13 protein-coding genes and 1 tRNA gene are annotated in these 16,209 nt (G+C 69.5%); 6 read left to right on the forward strand and 8 right to left on the reverse strand.

What is annotated here, in order from left to right:
• Positions 1-22 precede the first annotated feature (22 nt).
• The 4 genes from hpnD (at position 23) to AKJ13_RS22690 (ending at position 5,077) form a co-directional block, all read left to right on the forward strand.
• A complete protein-coding gene (hpnD, locus tag AKJ13_RS22675; RefSeq protein WP_050735457.1) occupies positions 23-823 on the forward strand; it encodes a presqualene diphosphate synthase HpnD in 801 nt (266 codons plus the stop codon).
• On the forward strand, positions 823-2,139 hold the full coding sequence (gene hpnE / locus AKJ13_RS22680; protein WP_050735400.1) for a hydroxysqualene dehydroxylase HpnE: 1,317 nt from the start codon (positions 823-825) through the stop codon (positions 2,137-2,139). Before hpnD ends, hpnE begins: the two co-directional genes overlap by 1 nt.
• A gap of 42 nt (positions 2,140-2,181) precedes the next feature.
• Positions 2,182-4,179: a squalene--hopene cyclase gene (gene shc / locus AKJ13_RS22685; RefSeq protein ID WP_050735458.1), complete on the forward strand. Its 1,998-nt coding sequence runs from the start codon at positions 2,182-2,184 to the stop codon at positions 4,177-4,179.
• A 97-nt stretch (positions 4,180-4,276) separates the two neighbouring features.
• Positions 4,277-5,077: a phosphorylase gene (locus AKJ13_RS22690; protein WP_082317066.1), complete on the forward strand. Its 801-nt coding sequence runs from the start codon at positions 4,277-4,279 to the stop codon at positions 5,075-5,077.
• Positions 5,078-5,340: 263 nt separating this feature from the next.
• On the opposite strand, the gene AKJ13_RS22695 is transcribed toward AKJ13_RS22690, so the two are convergent.
• Positions 5,341-6,882 carry a Do family serine endopeptidase gene (locus tag AKJ13_RS22695; RefSeq protein ID WP_050735401.1) on the reverse strand — a complete coding sequence of 514 codons (1,542 nt, stop codon included), beginning with the start codon at positions 6,880-6,882 and terminating at the stop codon, positions 5,341-5,343.
• A 335-nt stretch (positions 6,883-7,217) separates the two neighbouring features.
• Here AKJ13_RS22695 and AKJ13_RS22700 point away from each other — a divergent pair, with 335 nt between their 5' ends.
• Complete coding sequence (locus AKJ13_RS22700) at positions 7,218-7,595, forward strand: hypothetical protein (protein ID WP_050735402.1); 378 nt, start codon at positions 7,218-7,220, stop codon at positions 7,593-7,595.
• A 24-nt stretch (positions 7,596-7,619) separates the two neighbouring features.
• Here AKJ13_RS22700 and AKJ13_RS22705 read toward each other — a convergent pair whose 3' ends face one another.
• The 7 genes from AKJ13_RS22705 to AKJ13_RS22730 form a co-directional block, all read right to left on the reverse strand.
• Positions 7,620-7,889, reverse strand: a complete 270-nt coding sequence (locus tag AKJ13_RS22705) for a VapC toxin family PIN domain ribonuclease (RefSeq protein WP_244471686.1) — start codon at positions 7,887-7,889, stop codon at positions 7,620-7,622.
• Complete coding sequence (locus AKJ13_RS30665) at positions 7,886-8,062, reverse strand: type II toxin-antitoxin system VapB family antitoxin (protein ID WP_082317067.1); 177 nt, start codon at positions 8,060-8,062, stop codon at positions 7,886-7,888. The genes AKJ13_RS22705 and AKJ13_RS30665 overlap by 4 nt, the downstream gene beginning before the upstream one ends.
• A gap of 317 nt (positions 8,063-8,379) precedes the next feature.
• Positions 8,380-11,097 carry a valine--tRNA ligase gene (locus AKJ13_RS22710; protein WP_050735404.1) on the reverse strand — a complete coding sequence of 906 codons (2,718 nt, stop codon included), beginning with the start codon at positions 11,095-11,097 and terminating at the stop codon, positions 8,380-8,382.
• 113 nt (positions 11,098-11,210) lie between these two features.
• Positions 11,211-11,810, reverse strand: coding sequence for a DUF2497 domain-containing protein (locus tag AKJ13_RS22715; RefSeq protein ID WP_200905688.1), 600 nt, complete (start codon positions 11,808-11,810; stop codon positions 11,211-11,213).
• 123 nt (positions 11,811-11,933) lie between these two features.
• Positions 11,934-13,496: a TolC family outer membrane protein gene (locus AKJ13_RS22720; RefSeq protein WP_268868441.1), complete on the reverse strand. Its 1,563-nt coding sequence runs from the start codon at positions 13,494-13,496 to the stop codon at positions 11,934-11,936.
• Positions 13,497-14,322: 826 nt separating this feature from the next.
• Positions 14,323-14,634, reverse strand: a complete 312-nt coding sequence (locus AKJ13_RS22725; RefSeq protein WP_007561800.1) for an ETC complex I subunit — start codon at positions 14,632-14,634, stop codon at positions 14,323-14,325.
• Positions 14,635-14,660: 26 nt separating this feature from the next.
• A tRNA-Pro gene (locus AKJ13_RS22730) sits at positions 14,661-14,737 on the reverse strand.
• 448 nt (positions 14,738-15,185) lie between these two features.
• On the opposite strand from AKJ13_RS22730, the gene AKJ13_RS22735 reads away from it, so the two are divergent.
• A complete protein-coding gene (locus AKJ13_RS22735; protein ID WP_050735406.1) occupies positions 15,186-16,124 on the forward strand; it encodes an SMP-30/gluconolactonase/LRE family protein in 939 nt (312 codons plus the stop codon).
• Positions 16,125-16,209: the final 85 nt, after the last annotated feature.

Below are 16,209 nucleotides of genomic sequence, written 5' to 3' on the forward strand. Positions count from 1 at the left end.
CGAGGATTCCGCCGCCCCGGCCCTGCCGGCCGCCGGCTCCTCGTTCTACACGGCCATGCGTCTGCTCCCGAAGGAGCGGCGGGAGGCGATGTATGCCGTCTACGCCTTCTGCCGCGCCGTCGACGACGTCGCCGACGATGGCGGCCCCCGGGCGGTGCGCCAAGTCGAGCTCGACCGCTGGCGCGCCGACATCGACGCCCTCTATGCCGGCCGGCCGGCGCCGCGGGTGCGCGACCTCGTCGAGCCGGTACGCCGTTACGACCTCAAGCGCGAGGATTTCCAGGCGGTCATCGACGGCATGGCCATGGATGCGGTCGAGGACATCGTCGCCCCCGACGCCGAGACCCTGGACCTCTACTGCGACCGGGTTGCGAGCGCGGTCGGGCGGCTGTCGGTGCGGATCTTCGGCATGCCGGAGGCGGATGGGATCCGGCTCGCCTGGCACCAGGGTCGGGCGCTCCAGCTTACCAACATCCTCCGGGATATCGACGAGGACGCCGAACGCGGCCGCCTCTACCTGCCCCGGGAGAAGCTGGCCGCCATCGGCCTGACCGATCCGACCCCCATGGAGGCGATCAGCCATCCGCGCATCGGCGAGGTCTGCCTGTCGGTGGCCCGGGAGGCCGAGGAGCATTACCAGGCGACCTGGGAAATCATCCGGCGCAGCCCCCGCAAGGCGACCAAGGCCGCCCGGCTAATGGCGGCGGCCTACCACCTCTACCTCAAGGCGGTGATCGCGCGCGGCTGGGCGATGCCCCGCGCCCGGGTGAAGCCCGGCAAGCTCGCGCTGCTCGCCGTCGTCCTCCGGCATGGCCTGATCTGATGGGACGCATCCACGTCGTCGGCGCCGGCCTGGCGGGACTCTCCGCGGCCGTCGCGCTGGCCGAGACCGGGGCCCAGGTGGTGCTGCACGAGGCCGCCAAGCAGGCCGGCGGTCGCTGCCGCTCCTATTACGATCCGGCCCTCGGGCTGACCATCGACAACGGCAACCACCTGCTGCTGTCGGGCAATGCCGACGCACTGGGCTTCCTCAAGACTGTCGGCGCCCCCGCCGACGCGCTCGTCGGCCCCGACGAAGCGGCGTTCGACTTCGCCGACCTGAAGACCGGCGAGACCTGGCGCCTGCGTCCCAATGCCGGGCGCCTGCCCTGGTGGGTGATGAGCCCGTCGCGGCGCGTCCCCGGCACCCGGGCCCGGGACTATCTCGCCCCGCTCGGGATCCTGCGCGCGGCCTCCGGCAAGCCGGAGGGTGCGGGCGGCACGATCGGGGAGAGCATGGCCTGCGAGGGCGATCTCTACGCCCGGCTCTGGCACCCGGTCCTGCTGGCCGCGCTCAACACCGAGCCGCGGGACAGCGATGTCGGGCTGGCCGCCCGGATCCTGCGCGAGACCTTGGGTGCCGGCGGCAAGGCCTGCCGGCCGCTGGTGGCGGTCGAGGGCCTGTCCTACGCCTTCGTGGACCCGGCCCTGCGCTACCTGACCGCCCGGGGCTGCGAGATCCGCGTAGGCCGGCGCCTGCGCGGCCTCGAGGGGACAGATGGCCGCGTCGGGCAGCTCCTGTTCTCCGACGGTCCGGAGGCGATCGGCCACGAGGACGGAATCGTCCTGGCGCTGCCGCCCTGGGTGGCTCGGGAGGTGTTGCCCGGTCTCCTCGCCCCGGTGGAATTCCGCTCCATCGTGAACGCGCATTTCGCCCTGGCGCCGAAGCCCGGCAGCCCGCTCGTTCTCGGCGTCGTAAACGCCCTCACGGAGTGGCTTTTCGCCTATCCGGACCGGTACTCGGTCACGATTAGCGGTGCAGACCGGCTCCTCGACGTGCCCCGGGAAGACCTCGCCCGCCAGATCTGGGGGGAGATCGCACAGTTGTGCAGTCTTGCCCCGGAACTGCCCAGCTGGCAGATCGTAAAGGAGAAGCGTGCGACCTTCGCGGCGACGCCGGCCGAGGCCGCGCGTCGTTCGGGGGCCGAAACCGCCTACGAAAATCTCGTCCTGGCAGGCGATTGGACCGCCACCGGTCTGCCATCGACGATCGAGGGAGCGATCCGCTCGGGCAAGACGGCTGCGCGTGCGCTGCGTCACGGATCCTCCGTGCGCGCCGGGCTACGCGCGCCGGTATCGGGCGCATTGGGCGCCGCTTGAGGCATGGCGGCCGCGTCGCAGCGGCCGTTCGAGGCGAGGACCATGAGAGAGGCCGTAAGCAAGGTCGAGCCGCTTCAGCGCTCGAAGACCCAGGGGATCTCGCTCGACGACGTCGAGCGCGGCGTGGCGCAGGCGACGCGCTCGCTGATCAACCTGGCGCATGACGACGGGCATATCTGCTTCGAGCTCGAGGCGGATGCCACGATCCCGTCCGAATACGTCCTGTTCCACCATTTCCGCGGCACGCCGGTTCCCGACGGCCTCGAGGCCAAGATTGGCAACTATCTGCGCCGCACCCAAGGCCGGCACGGCGGCTGGGCCCTCGTCCACGAGGGGCCGTTCGATATGAGCTGCACGGTCAAGGCGTATTTCGCCCTGAAGATGATCGGCGAGGATATCGAGGCGCCCTATATGCGCCGGGCCCGCGAGGCGATCCTGTCCCGCGGCGGCGCCGCCAACGCCAACGTCTTCACCCGCTTCATGCTGGCCCTCTACGGCGAGGTGCCCTGGCGCGCCGTGCCGGTGATGCCCGTGGAGGTGATGTTCCTGCCGAAGTGGTTCCCGTTCCACCTCGACAAGATCAGCTACTGGGCGCGCACCACCGTGGTGCCGCTGTTCGTGCTCCAGGCGACCAAGCCGCGCGCCCGCAACCCGCGCGGGATCAGCGTCCAGGAGCTGTTCATCACCCCGCCCGAGAGCGTCCGCACCTGGCCGGGCTCGCCGCACGCCACATGGCCGTGGACGCCGATCTTCGGCTTCATCGACCGGATGCTGCAACTGGTCGAGGACCGCCTGCCGCGCAAGAGCCGCCAGCGGGCCATGGAGATGGCCCGCGCCTGGGTCAGCGAACGCCTGAACGGCGAGGATGGGCTGGGCGCGATCTTCCCCGCCATGGTCAACTCGGTGCTGATGTACGAGGTGATGGGCTACCGGCCCGATCACCCGCAGGTGCGCGTGGCCTGCGACGCCATCGAGAAGCTCGTGGTCGAGAAGGCCGACGAGGCCTACGTCCAGCCCTGCGTCTCGCCGGTCTGGGATACGGCGCTCGCCAGCCACGCCCTGCTCGAGGCCGGCGGCCCCGAGGCCGAGGCCCAGGCCCGCGCAGGGCTCGACTGGCTGAAGCCCCGCCAGGTGCTCGACATCGTCGGCGACTGGGCGGCGCGCAAGCCGAAGGTCCGCCCGGGCGGCTGGGCGTTCCAGTACGCCAACCCCCATTATCCCGACCTCGACGACACTGCCGTGGTGGTGATGGCGATGGACCGCGCCATGCGCCAGCACGGGCTGGTCGCCGGCATGCCGGACTACAAGGCCTCGATCGCCCGCGCCCGGGAATGGGTCGAGGGCCTGCAATCCGAGGATGGCGGCTGGGCGGCGTTCGACGCCGACAACAACCACATGTACCTCAACCACATCCCGTTCTCGGATCACGGCGCGCTGCTCGACCCGCCGACCGCGGACGTGACCGCCCGCGTGGTCGGGATGCTGGCTCAGCTCGGCGAGACCCGGGACACCTCCCGGGCGCTCGATCGCGGCGTGAACTACCTGCTGAACGACCAGGAGGAGGACGGCTCCTGGTACGGCCGCTGGGGTATGAACTTCATCTACGGCACTTGGTCGGTGCTGTGCGCCCTGAACGCCGCCGGGGTCGATTCCGCCGATCCGAGGATCCAGCGGGCGGTTTCCTGGCTGATCCGCATCCAGAACCCGGATGGCGGCTGGGGCGAGGACGCCTCCTCGTACAAGATCGACCCGGCGTTCGAGGCGGGCTCGTCCACGGCCTCGCAGACCGCCTGGGCGCTGCTCGCCCTGATGGCGGCCGGCGCGGTCGACGACCCGGCGGTGACCCGCGGGATCAACTTCCTGACGCGCACCCAGGGGGCGGACGGGTTCTGGAACGAGGAGCGCTACACCGCCACCGGCTTCCCGCGGGTGTTCTACCTGCGGTACCATGGCTACCCGAAGTTCTTCCCGCTCTGGGCGATGGCCCGCTACCGCAACCTCAAGCGCACCAACAGCCGCCGCGTCCAGTTCGGCATGTGACGCGCCCGGCGCCGACCCCCGGGCCGGCGCCACCGTTCGGGACGATGCCGGAGCGGATTGCAACCTCCTCCCGCCCGCGAACCCCGGTATCCCGCACGTGGCCACCTCCGACGACGATCCCGCGGCGCCGGCCCCCCGGCGCTCGCGGCTCCTTGCGGAGCTCGCCGGACTGGTCCACCAGCGCGCCATGATCGATCCCGCTGCCCCCGTCCTTGCCGTCACCGGTCTCGCCCGCGAGCGCCGTCTCGCGGCCGGGGAGGGGGTCGAGGCGGTCGGCGCCGGCGGCAACCCGCACCGCCTCCGTCAGCTCCTCGACGCCCGATCGCAGGCCGGCTGCCGGGCGGTGATCAGCTTCGGCATCGCGGGCGGCCTCGACCCGTCCCTGAAACCGGGCGACGTGGTGGTCGGCACCGGAATCATCGGCGAGGAAGGTCGGCGCGCCGCCGATCTCGACCTCTCGGCCACGCTTCTCAACGCCCTTGCGGGGGTCGGCCCCCGGGTGATCCCCGCCGACCTCGCAGGCGTCGACGCCGCGATTCTCGGTGTCGAAGGCAAGGCGGAGCTGCGCGCCCAGACCGGCGCCGCGGCCGTCGATATGGAATCCCACGTGGCCGCCGCCTTCGCGGGCCGCCACGGCCTACCCTTCGCGGCCCTGCGGGTGATCTGCGACCCCGCCAACCAGGCGCTGCCGGCCTTCGCCGCCCAGGCGCTCACCCCGGACGGCGAGCCCGATATCGCCGCGGTGTTCTTTGCTTTCGCCCGGGGCAGGGCGCGGCTTGGCGACCTGATGCGGCTGGCCCGCGATTCCAACGCGGCCTTCGCGTCGTTGGGGAAGTGCCGAACGCGGTTGGGGAAGGGGCTCGGGATCCCACTTTCCTCCGATCCGGCGTCCATTTGACAGGTCTGCCGTCACTTCTATCGTCATTGCGAGCGGAGCGTAGCAACCCAGTGCCGCGCGCCCTCGACGAACGAGTCGGTTCCCTGGGTTGCTTCGCTCCGCTGGCAATGACGGTGCGGGACGAAAGGCTTGGGAGACATCCGGTGGCGCCTCGCACCTAATGCCGGAACGTAAAAAGACGCCGGGCCGTTCGGCCGGCGTCAGTTGGGAGGAAACATGAGGCGGCGCGGGGGAAAAATCCCCGCGCCAGGTGGGAACCGGCCTCAGCCGGCGTTCTTGCTCAACGACACAGCCACGAAGCGGGTCTGGCCCTTGCCGCTCTTGACCCGCATCAGCACGGCCTTGCGGCCGCTCGATTCCGCTGCGCGGATCTGCGCCGCGACGTCGGCCGGGCGGGACACGCTTTGGCCGCCGACATCAAGGATCACGTCGCCGGCCTCGATGCCCTTGGCGGCGGCCGGCCCGTCCGGATCGACCTGGACCACGGCGACGCCCTGCTCGGAAAGGCCGACATCGGCGGCCGGCGCGAGGTTCAGGCCGAGCCGCGGCTGACCGTTGCCCGAATCGTCCTCGCGGCTGGCGACCTTGGTGCCGTCGGTCGGCATGGCGCCGAGCGTCACCGTCGCGGTGTCGGCCTTGCCGCCGCGCAGGTAGCCCAGCTCGACCTTCGCGCCGGGCTTCATGCTGGCGATCCGGCGCGAGAGCTCGCGGGCGCTGTCCACCGTGTCGCCGTTGACCTTCTCGATCACGTCGCCGGCTTTCAGGCCGGCCTTGGCCGCCGGAGTGCCGCTTTCGGCGTGATCCACCAGAGCGCCCTTCGCCTTGTCGAGACCGAGCCCCTCGGCGATGTCCTGCGTCACCGGCTGGATCTGGACGCCGAGATAGCCGCGGGCGACCTTGCCGTCGGTGCGGAGCTGGTCGACCACCGCCTGCACGGTCTCGGCCGGGATCGCGAAGGCCAGGCCGACGCTGCCGCCGGAGGGCGACGCGATGGCGGTGTTCACGCCGACGACCTCGCCGTTGACGTTGAAGGTCGGGCCGCCGGAATTGCCCTTGTTGATCGGGGCGTCGATCTGCAGGAAGTCGTCGTAAGGGCCGGCGCCGATGTCGCGACCGCGGGCCGAGACGATGCCGGCCGTGACGGTGCCGCCGAGGCCGAACGGGTTGCCGATCGCCACCACCCAGTCGCCGACCTGCGGGGCGGTCTTGCCGAACTGGACGTAGGGGAAGTTCGAGCCCTCGTTGATCTTCAGGAGTGCGACATCGGTTTTGGCATCCTTGCCGATGACCTTGGCGTCGAGGGTGCGGCCGTCGTCGAGGGTCACCTGTACGGTCTTGGCGTGGTCGACCACGTGGTTGTTGGTCACAACGTAACCGTCGGCCGAGATGATGAAGCCGGAGCCGACGGCACCGCGCGACCCCTGGCGCTGCGGCTGGGCCGGCATGCCGCCCGGGCCGTTCTGGCCGAAGCGCCGGAAGAACTCGCGCAGCTGCGGCGGCACGTTCTGGAGGTTGCGGCCCTGGCTCGGCCCGTCATCGTCGTCGCTGCTCGCCGAGTCGTCGAGCTTGACCTTTACCGAGACGACGCCCGGCTTCACCTTGTTGACGATGCCGGCGAAGGAGCCCGGCGGATGCTCCGGGGCCTCGATCGGGGTCTTGGGCAGGGCCTGGGCGAAGGCCGGGGTCACGGAGGGGAGAGTGCTGCCCAGGGCGCCACCGGCGATCAGCGCGGCAGCCGCCACTGAGGCGAGGGCGCGGCGCGAGGTCCGGCCGGCGATCGTGTTTTGAGGACGGGTCTCGGTCATGGGGATCGCAACCTCTTGGAACGGATCGGGACGCCGCCGGGAACGCGGCGGTCGATGCGATCGGTGTAACGGGCGGCGCCTGACCCCGGCGTGGCGGTCAAATTACGGTTTGGACATGTGCGTTGGTCCGGCAGAATCGAGGCGGCCTCGGCCGACTCTCGGAGGGCGATCAGACAAACCCAAGTCCTGACGGCGGCTCGGGAAGACTCCGCGGCTTGTGCCGCCTGTCACCGGCGCTTCCGGAAAGGTGCGATAGGGTCCGATCAATCCCGGCAGGCGGCCGTAACCTTCGGTCCTGTCGGTCGGCGCCGCGTGAGATGCGTGAGGGTGGGGCGATGAAGACGGTGTTTACGGTTGCCATTCTGGTCGGATCGACCATCGGGGCGATGGCGGCCGATAGGTATGGGGATTATCGGAGCTACTTCGATGAAAGGCCTGCTGCCGGTGATCGGATCAAGCTGAAGTCCACGAAGACGAAGCGCCATCCCATTGAAGACATCGACACGCGGCGCTACGACGACGGCGTTGCGACGAAGAACCCGGACAATCTGAAGTTAGGTTACAGGAACCGCGCCGGGATCTACGTACCGCCCGACTATTCCACCCATCCGCGCGGCTCGGTCGGGGACGGTTTCGGCGGTTCGGCCGCCGAATCGTATGGCAGCTTCAGCGCGCCCAATCCCTTCGTCGGCCCCCTCGGCACGCGCCGTTGAGGCGAAACCGCGACGCCCTCGGCCTCAGTGGGGCGCGTGGTACGACAGTCCGAGCCGTTCGCTCGCGGCGGCCAGGCGTCTGTCCCGTGTCCAGATCCGGGAGCCGGGCATCAGCTCCGCCGACGCCAGGAGATGTGCATCGACGTATCCGATGCCCAGGCCGTGCAGCGCCTGTTCCGTAATGAGGTGCATGACTTCGTCGGGCTCGGCGATTGGGGTCGACGGCATCCGTTCCAGTGGGGTCAGAACAGTGGTGCGGTCCCGCAGGCTTCCCAAAGCGAGTTCGCCGATCACGAACGGATGAACGCGCTGGCGGCCGTCACCGAGGAGCGCGATGAGCGTCGGGACGCCTCTCTGTGGATCAACGCCCGCAAGGCTTCGCGCGGGATTTCTGTCCGCTCGCTGATGCCACTGTACCGTTGGGCGTCGGCGACGAGTTTATCAACGAGATCGATCGGCGTACGCATGGGCAGCCCTCGTCGACGGGATCATAAGCAGATCCGACCATGCGGCCGAAGATGTGTAGCGGAGCTGTGCAGGCCCGGGGCTGACCGACGCCGCGCCCGTCGCAGACCCGGCCCCGCAGTTGCGCGTCTCAGCGACAATGGGCGGTATTTCCGATCCGGTCGTGAACCGGGGCCCGTCTTGAAGCCCTTCACGATACGCCCGCCATGCCGCCGCACCCGGAGGGAGATCTCTCGATGATCGGGCGTGTCGTGAGGGGTTCCCAGTTGCGGCTGGAGCGAGCCCGTATTGAGCCATTCGCTCCAGCCATTTCAGCGGCCTAATCCCCGCTCAGCCGGGCCAGCGCTTCCTCGATCTTCAGGAGCCGCGCGGTCTCGGCCTCGCGGCGCTCGCGGTTCTCCTCGATGATCTCCTCGGGAGCGCGGGCGACGAAATCGGCGTTGCCGAGCTTGGCGTCGATCTTCTTGATCTCGCCCTGCGCCTTGCCCTGCTCCTTCTTCAGGCGCGCGACCTCGGCGGCGAGGTCGACGATGCCTTCGAGCGGCAAGGCCGCGACGCTGCCGCGCACGAGGAGCTGCACCGAGTTCTTCGGCGGCGTCTCCGAAAAGGTGATCTCCGAGAGCCGGGCCAGCCGCAGCAGCGTGTCTCGCCAAGCCTCGACCCGAGCGCGGACCTCGGGGGAGGCCCCGACCATCACCAGGGAGATCTGCGCCGCGGCCGGGACGCTGGTCTCGGAGCGGGCCGAGCGGATCTGGGTGACGAGATCGACCACGAAGCCGACCTCGGCCTCGGCACCCGCATCCGCAAGCCCGGCCAGATCCGGCCAGGCCGCGCGGGTCAGGAGGCCGCGCTCGGGCAGCGCCGCGCCTTTGATCGCCCAGAGTTCCTCCGTGAGGAACGGCATGAACGGGTGCAGCAGCTTGGCGACCTGATCGATCAGGAACGCCACCGTCGCCTGGGTCTCGGCCCGGACGGCCGGATCGACGCCCTCGCCCTGAAGCACGGGCTTGGCCAGTTCCAGATACCAGTCGCAGAAGATGTTCCAGACGAACCGGTAGGCCGCGCTCGCCGCATCGTTGAACCGGTAGGCTTCGAGGGCCGCCGTCACCTCGCTCACGGCCCGGGCGGCCTCGGTGAGCGCCCAGCGGTTGATCGCCCCGGTGATCGCCCGCGGGTCGTAGGCGGGATCGAGCTGGCAGCCGTTCAGCTCGGCAAAGCGGGCGGCGTTCCAGAGTTTGGTCGCGAAGTTGCGGTAGCTCTGGACCCGGTCAGTGGACAGCTTGATGTCGCGGCCCTGGACCGCGAGCGCGCAGAGGGTGAAGCGCAGGGCATCGGCCCCGACCTGATCGATCAGCTCAAGCGGATCGACGACGTTGCCCTTCGACTTCGACATCTTGGCGCCGGAGGCGTCGCGCACCAGCGTGTGCAGGTAGACCGTGTCGAACGGCGCCCGGTCGGTGAGGTGCAGGCCCATCATCATCATCCGGGCGACCCAGAAGAACAGGATGTCCTTGCCGGTCACCAGGGCGTTGGTCGGGTAGAAGCGGGCGAGTTCCGGGGTCGAATCCGGCCAGCCCAGGGTCGAGAACGGCCACAGCGCAGAGGAGAACCACGTGTCGAGGACGTCCTCGTCGCGGGTCAGGGGCACAGCCTTGCCGTGCTTCGCCGTGGCCAGGGCCAGGGCCTCGGCCTCGCTCTCGGCCACGAAGATCCCACCCTCGTCATCGTACCAGACCGGGATCTGGTGGCCCCACCAGAGCTGGCGCGAGATGCACCAGGGCTCGATATTGGTGAGCCACTGAAAGAAGATCTTCTCGTAGTTCTCGGGGACGAACTTGGTCTGGCCGTCGCGCACCGCCTGGAGCGCGCGCTCGGCCAGCGGCTTGACGTTCACGTACCATTGGTCGGTGAGATAGGGCTCGATGACCACGCCCGAGCGGTCGCCGTGCGGCACCGCATGAGTGTTCGGCTCGACGGCGCGCAGGCGCCCGCGCGCCTCCATCAGGGCGACGACCTCCTTGCGGGCCCGCGCCCGGTCGAGCCCGTGCAGCGCCAGGGCCTCGGGCTCGGGCGACGCGTCGGCCAGGAACGCCGCATTGCCGTCGAGCAGCATCCGGCCCTCGGGATCGAGGATGTTGATCACCCCGAGATTGCGCCGCCGGCCGACATCGAAGTCGTTGAAATCGTGGGCGGGCGTGATCTTGACCGCGCCGGTACCCTTCTCGGGATCCGAATATTCGTCGGCGACGATCGGGATCAGGCGGCCGACCAGGGGCAGGCGGACCTGCTTGCCGACGAGCGCCGTGTAGCGCGCATCCTCGGGATGGACCGCGATGCCGGTATCGCCCAGCATCGTCTCGGGCCGGGTGGTGGCGACCGTGATGATCTCGCCGGTCTCGGCCCCGGTATCGTCCACCACCGGATAGTCGAAGTGCCAGAGATGGCCTTTGGTCTCGATCTGCTGGACCTCGAGGTCCGAGATCGCCGTCTGAAACTTCGGGTCCCAGTTCACCAGCCGCTTGTCGCGGTAGATCAGCCCCTGGCGGTGCAGGTCCACGAAGGTCTTCAGAACCGCGCGGCTCAGGCCCTCGTCCATGGTGAAGCGCTCCCGCGACCAGTCGCAGGAGGCGCCGAGCCGCTTGAGCTGGTTGACGATCGCGCCGCCGGATTCCGCCTTCCAGGCCCAGACCTTCTCGACGAAGGCCGCCCGGCCGATCTCGCGGCGGCCGGGCTCCTGGCGCTCCATCATCCGGCGCTCGACCACCATCTGGGTGGCGATGCCGGCGTGGTCGGTGCCCGGCTGCCAGAGCACGTCCTTGCCGCGCATCCGCTCGAACCGGCACAGCACGTCCTGGAGCGTGTTGTTGAGCGCGTGGCCCATATGCAGCGAGCCCGTCACGTTCGGCGGCGGGATCACGATGCAGTAGGGCGGGGCGCCGGCGCACTCGGGCCGGCCGGCGCGGAAGGCGTCCGCCTCCGCCCAGGCGGCGGAGATCCGCGCCTCGACGGAGGCGGGCTCGAAGGTCTTGTCCATCATTGCAGGTATGGGCCGGCGCTCGTCCAACAGGTTGGACCCGCTTTCGACCGTCAGGCCGCGTCCGTCAACACGCGCCCGGCACCGGGCAGACCCCGGGCGGGCGGGCCGGCCGCTCAGCGGCCGCGCGAGACCCGCTCGATCTCGGCGCGCACCAGCCGCTCAACCACGGCCGGCAGGTTGTCATCGAGCCAGGACTTGAGCATCGGCCGGAGCATCTCCTTGACCAGATCCTCGAGGGTGCGGGCGTTCTGGGTCAGGACCGTGTGGGCCAGCAGGTTGAAGGCGCCGTTGACGCTGGCGTCGGTCGCCGGCGAGATCAGGGTCTCGGCCTCAGGCTCCGGCCGCGGCGGGGCCTGGACGACCGGCTCCGGCTGCGGCGGCGGGCTCGGCCGCGCAGGCGGGGGCTCCGGCTCGGGCTCCGGTTCGGCGAAGGCCTCGTCCCCGAAATCGATCGCGTCGAAATCGAGGGGCTCGGGCGTCGGCTCCGGCGGCGGTACGGCGCGGGGCCGCATCACCGGCTCGGCGACCTCGGCGAGGTCGAGCACGTCGTCCGGCTCCGGCGCGGGCGCGACCTCGGCGGGTTTGGCCGCCTGATCGTCCGCGATGATCCTCCGGATCGAGGCCAGGATCTCTTCCATCGAAGGCTCGTGCGCCTTCTCGGCAGCCTTGTCCTGGAATTTCGAGTCCGGAATCTTGGGGCTCGCTGCACTCATCAACAGGCGCGCTCGGGCAGGGGATGTTCGGAAGATGACCCGATCGGGCCGCTCGTCAAACAGTATTCCATGCCAATTCGTCGCGGCAAGCGCGCCTGCAACACACTCCCCGTGGAAAAGACCTCAGCGCCCGTCCGGGGTGCGCAGGCCGAACCACAGATCCTTGACCTGGTCGTAGTGGATCTTGGCGCTGTAGTACTCCACCGGCAGGGCGGTGAAGCGGGCGGTGAGCTGCCCGATCGACTGGACCACGCCGTAGGAGAAGATCACCCGGTCGCGCTGAGCCAGGATGAGGTTCACCCGCGAGTTCAGCAATTCCTGCTGCGCGTTGAGCACGTCCAGGGTGGTGCGCTGGCCGACGCGGGCCTCCTCGCGCACGCCGTTCAGCGCCACCTCGTTGGCCTGGACCTGGGCTTGGGCCGCGATGACCTGCGCCTTGGCGGCCTCGAGCCGGCCCCAGAAATCGACGATCTGCGCCCGGACCTGGTCGCGGACCTGATCGACCTGGATGCGGTACTGGCCGACCGTCTCCTTGGCCTGCCGGATCTGCGCGTAGGTCTGGCCGCCCTCGTAGATCGGGATGTTGAGCCGGCCGCCGACGAACCCGACGAAGAAGCTCTGGTTCGGCCCGTTCTGATCGTAGAGCTGGCTGAGCGAGCCCTGCAGGCTGAGCGACGGCGCGAGCTGGCCCTCCAGGATCTTGACCTGGGCCTCGGCCCCGTCGACCGCGTGGATTGCCGACACGACCTGCGGATGCTCGCGCAGGCCGATGGCGATGGCCGCGTCGAGGCTGACCGGGACGTAGCGGTCCAGGGGCCGGCCCGGGGCCAGCTGGCGCGGCTCGACGCCGATATTCTGGCGGTAGACGCCGATGCTGGTGCGCAGGGTCGACTCCGCGGCGCTGACCTGGGAGCGCGCACCGGCGAGCCGGGCTTCCGCCTGGGCGACGTCGGTGCGGGTCACCTCGCCGACGTTGAAGCGGTCGCGCGTCTGGCGCAGCTGCTCCTCCAGAACCTCGACGTTGTTCCGGTTGAGCTCCAGCGTCGCGGTGTTGCTGAGCACGTTCATATACGCCTGGACGGCGTTGTAGAGCACCGTGATCTCAGTGAACCGCAGGGTCTCGCGCTGGCTGTAGACGGTGGATTCGGCCCGACGGACGGAGTTGTCGGTCTGGAAGCCGTTGAAGATGGTCTGCGAGACGGTGAGGCTCGCGCTGCTGGGCAGGTAGGTGGTGCGCGTCGTCCGGTTCGACGTGACGACCTGGGAGGTCACGTCGTTGGTCGTGGTCGCACCACCGGCCGCCTGTCCGGCGGTGTTCGAGGCCAGGCCGCCCGCCGAGGTGCCGGTGTTGCCGAGCCCGCCCGCGGCGGTACCCGTCCCGATCCCGGTCGTTGCGCCGGCGGCCGCGCCGCCGAGGCCCGAGGCTCCGGCGGAGCCCGCCGTTCCCCCGCCGGTGGTTCCCGTGCTGGCCGTGCTCGCACCCGTGCTGGTCGCCCCGGCGGCCGCGGAAACGGAGCTGCCGCTGCGGGTCTGGAGATACTGCACGCCGATCGAGGCGCCGACATTGACTTGCGGCCGGTAGCCCGACTGCGCGATGGCGACGTTCTCGTCGACCGCGCGGACGCCGGCGCGGCCGGCGTTCAGAGACGGGTTGCCCTGGTAAGCCTTGGCGAGAGCGCTCTCCAATGTCTCGGCAATAGAAGGATTCGTCGCAAAAATCGCGAGTCCGGACGCTATTCCGATGATTCGGAGCGCGGGGCAACTCGCTGGTGGACGTATTGTCACGATAACAAGCCCTTGCGGTCTCTTAACGGTCCGGATGTCCGCCACGAAAACGGCCAAGGTACGGCGTTACGCAGGGATCCGATCAAGCCCGCCCCACCGTCACGCTTAGCGCAAAACCGTCGGTTTGGCTCGGGCTTGCCTGGCGCTGGCGTCGAAATGTGGCGCGTTGGGGCATTAAGGTGACACATGGCGGGTCGGCCCGGCGGCGCACTCCCCACGGCGTTGCGGCCGGCATCGCGAATGGCCGTTTTGCTCATGTTTCGAGAGGGTTGGCGCTGCCCCGACGGTGCCACGCAAGGGGAGAGGACCCGTGCCGCCCGACCCGCGGCCAAGTCTTCCGGAGACGCGTTCCAGCCGGCACGGACGAGGTCTGCCGCGTTTGCGCTGTCGTTAGCACGGTCTCGACGTGTCGAGCCGTCCGACGCTGCGGTGAGCCAGGCTTAAGTCGCCTATTTGCCCCGGCAATCTCAGTCTTTGGAGGGCTGACGATACCGCTTTCGATCCGGTCGTGCCGCGCCTTCGCGGCGGACGCGCAGAAGCCAAGTCATCGTGCAACTCTGGGCCGTGCCTGCCGCAAGACCGCTTCGCGACGTCCGCGTGGGCGAGAAGGGCGGGGCGCCATCACATCGAGGGGAATGGTCGGATCTCCCGAAGATCACGTCCCCGGGGCGACGGCCAACTGCCTGCCGGCGTCGAACCCAGACGCCGGCATCGAGCCGCTGACGGCTCAGTGCGTCCAGGGAGCCGTGCGGTTGAACTTGAAGTTGTCGGAATAGGACAGGCCCTTGCGGGAGACCGGCTTGGCCGGCTGCTCGACCCGGTAGGCGATCCCTTCGCGCTTGGCGTAGGCCACCGCCTCCTCCTCCGTGTCGAACTCCAGACGGACCTGCTGCATCATGTCGGCCGACCCGTTCCAGCCCATCAGCGGATCGATCTCACGCGGGCTGGTCGGATCGAATTCCAGGATCCACTGCTTGGTGCGGGCCATGCCCGACTGGGTGGCGTCCCGGGACGGGCGGAAGATGCGGGCGCTCGGCATCTGGTCTCGACAAGCTCCTGATCGAATGGTCGGGGCGATAGGATTCGAACCTACGACCCCCTGGTCCCAAACCAGGTGCGCTACCAGACTGCGCCACACCCCGACACCCCGTTACGGGCCCCGATCCCTAGCGTTTCGCCGGTTCGGGCGCAACGGGGCACCGGGCCACGGGGGGCGTCCCACGCCTGGATTAACCGTCCCGCAGGTGTAGGCCGCTCAAAAATGCCTCGATCACTTGTCAGACAATTCAACGGCGGTTAAGGTTTTTATCGGGACGGCGAGGGCTGATTCTCGCACCGACGAACCGACTGCATGTCCATTGGGGGGCGGTGGAGACGCGGCGCGGTGACCAACGGTGGGGGATCTTGGTCCTCGTCGCTCCCGTGTATGGCGTTGCGCTGCTCATCGTCTGTCCCTGATACGCTCCGATACCCGCAGCGCTCGCAGCACCCTCGACAACTCGGCTTGTTGCGTCTGGCGTCTCCGCGGCGATCTTGTATCGCGTTCACGCCGTGGCCGGATCCGCTGGCCGGTGTGAGGAGATCAGCCCCGTGTGGACGCCGAGCGCGCTCTATCCCGATCCGGCCGTCGAGATTCTCGACGCTTCGTTCGCCCGCTACCGGGTGTTCAGCGCCGCGGTCGAGCGGCTCGCCACCGGTTTCCGCTGGTGCGAGGGCCCGGTCTGGTTCGGGGACGGGCGCTATCTCCTGTGGAGCGACATCCCCAACAACCGGATCCTGCGCTGGGACGAGGAGGGCAACGCGGTCGGTGTGTTCCGCAGGCCGTCGGGATTCGCCAACGGCAACACTCGCGACCGGCAGGGGCGGCTCGTCACCTGCGAGCATGGCGGCCGCCGGATCGTGCGCACCGAGTATGACGGGGCGCTCACGGTGCTGGCGGATGCCTTCGACGGCAAGCGCCTCAACTCGCCGAACGATGTCGTCACCGCCAGGGACGGTTCGGTCTGGTTCACCGATCCGACCTTCGGCATCGCCGGGTTCTACGAGGGCGAGCGGGCCGAGTCCGAGCTGCCGCAGAACGTCTACCGCCTGGACGCGGAGACCGGCGCCCTGGAGATGGTCGCGCACGCCATCGCCGGGCCGAACGGCCTGTGCTTCTCGCCGGACGAGTCGCTTCTCTATCTCGTCGAATCCCGCGGGGAGCCGACCCGCCGCATCGTCGCCTTCGACGTGGTCGGCGGCCGGGCCCTGCGCGACCGCCGGGTCCTGATCGATGCCGGGCCGGGCACGCCGGACGGGATCCGCTGCGATACCGACGGCAACCTCTGGTGCGGCTGGGGCATGGGCGACCACGCCCTCGACGGCGTGATGGTGTTCAACCCGGACGGACGCCTGATCGGCCGCATCCGCCTGCCGGAGCGCTGCGCCAATCTCTGCTTCGGCGGCCGCCACCGCAACCGCCTGTTCATGGCGGCGAGCCAGTCGCTCTATGCCCTCTACGTGGACACCCAGGGCTGCGCCGGCGGCTGAGGCTGCGCTGGCGCGGCGGGCCTTTCCGACCATGCTTGACCGGGGCGTGTCGCAGGCCCACCTCCCCAGCGCCGGGGCCTGGGGC

Origin of the sequence: Methylobacterium sp. ARG-1 (assembly GCF_001262595.1) — a bacterium.
GTDB classification, from domain to species: domain Bacteria; phylum Pseudomonadota; class Alphaproteobacteria; order Rhizobiales; family Beijerinckiaceae; genus Methylobacterium; species Methylobacterium brachiatum.

Coding starts and splice junctions, on each gene's coding strand:
- hpnE (WP_050735400.1), top strand. CDS start 823: ATGGGACGCATCCACGTCGTCGGCGCCGGCCTGGCGGGACTCTCCGCG.
- shc (WP_050735458.1), top strand. CDS start 2,182: ATGAGAGAGGCCGTAAGCAAGGTCGAGCCGCTTCAGCGCTCGAAGACC.
- AKJ13_RS22695 (WP_050735401.1), bottom strand. CDS start 6,882: ATGACCGAGACCCGTCCTCAAAACACGATCGCCGGCCGGACCTCGCGC.
- AKJ13_RS22700 (WP_050735402.1), top strand. CDS start 7,218: ATGAAGACGGTGTTTACGGTTGCCATTCTGGTCGGATCGACCATCGGG.
- AKJ13_RS30665 (WP_082317067.1), bottom strand. CDS start 8,062: ATGCGTACGCCGATCGATCTCGTTGATAAACTCGTCGCCGACGCCCAA.
- AKJ13_RS22710 (WP_050735404.1), bottom strand. CDS start 11,097: ATGATGGACAAGACCTTCGAGCCCGCCTCCGTCGAGGCGCGGATCTCC.
- AKJ13_RS22715 (WP_200905688.1), bottom strand. CDS start 11,810: ATGAGTGCAGCGAGCCCCAAGATTCCGGACTCGAAATTCCAGGACAAG.
- AKJ13_RS22725 (WP_007561800.1), bottom strand. CDS start 14,634: ATGCCGAGCGCCCGCATCTTCCGCCCGTCCCGGGACGCCACCCAGTCG.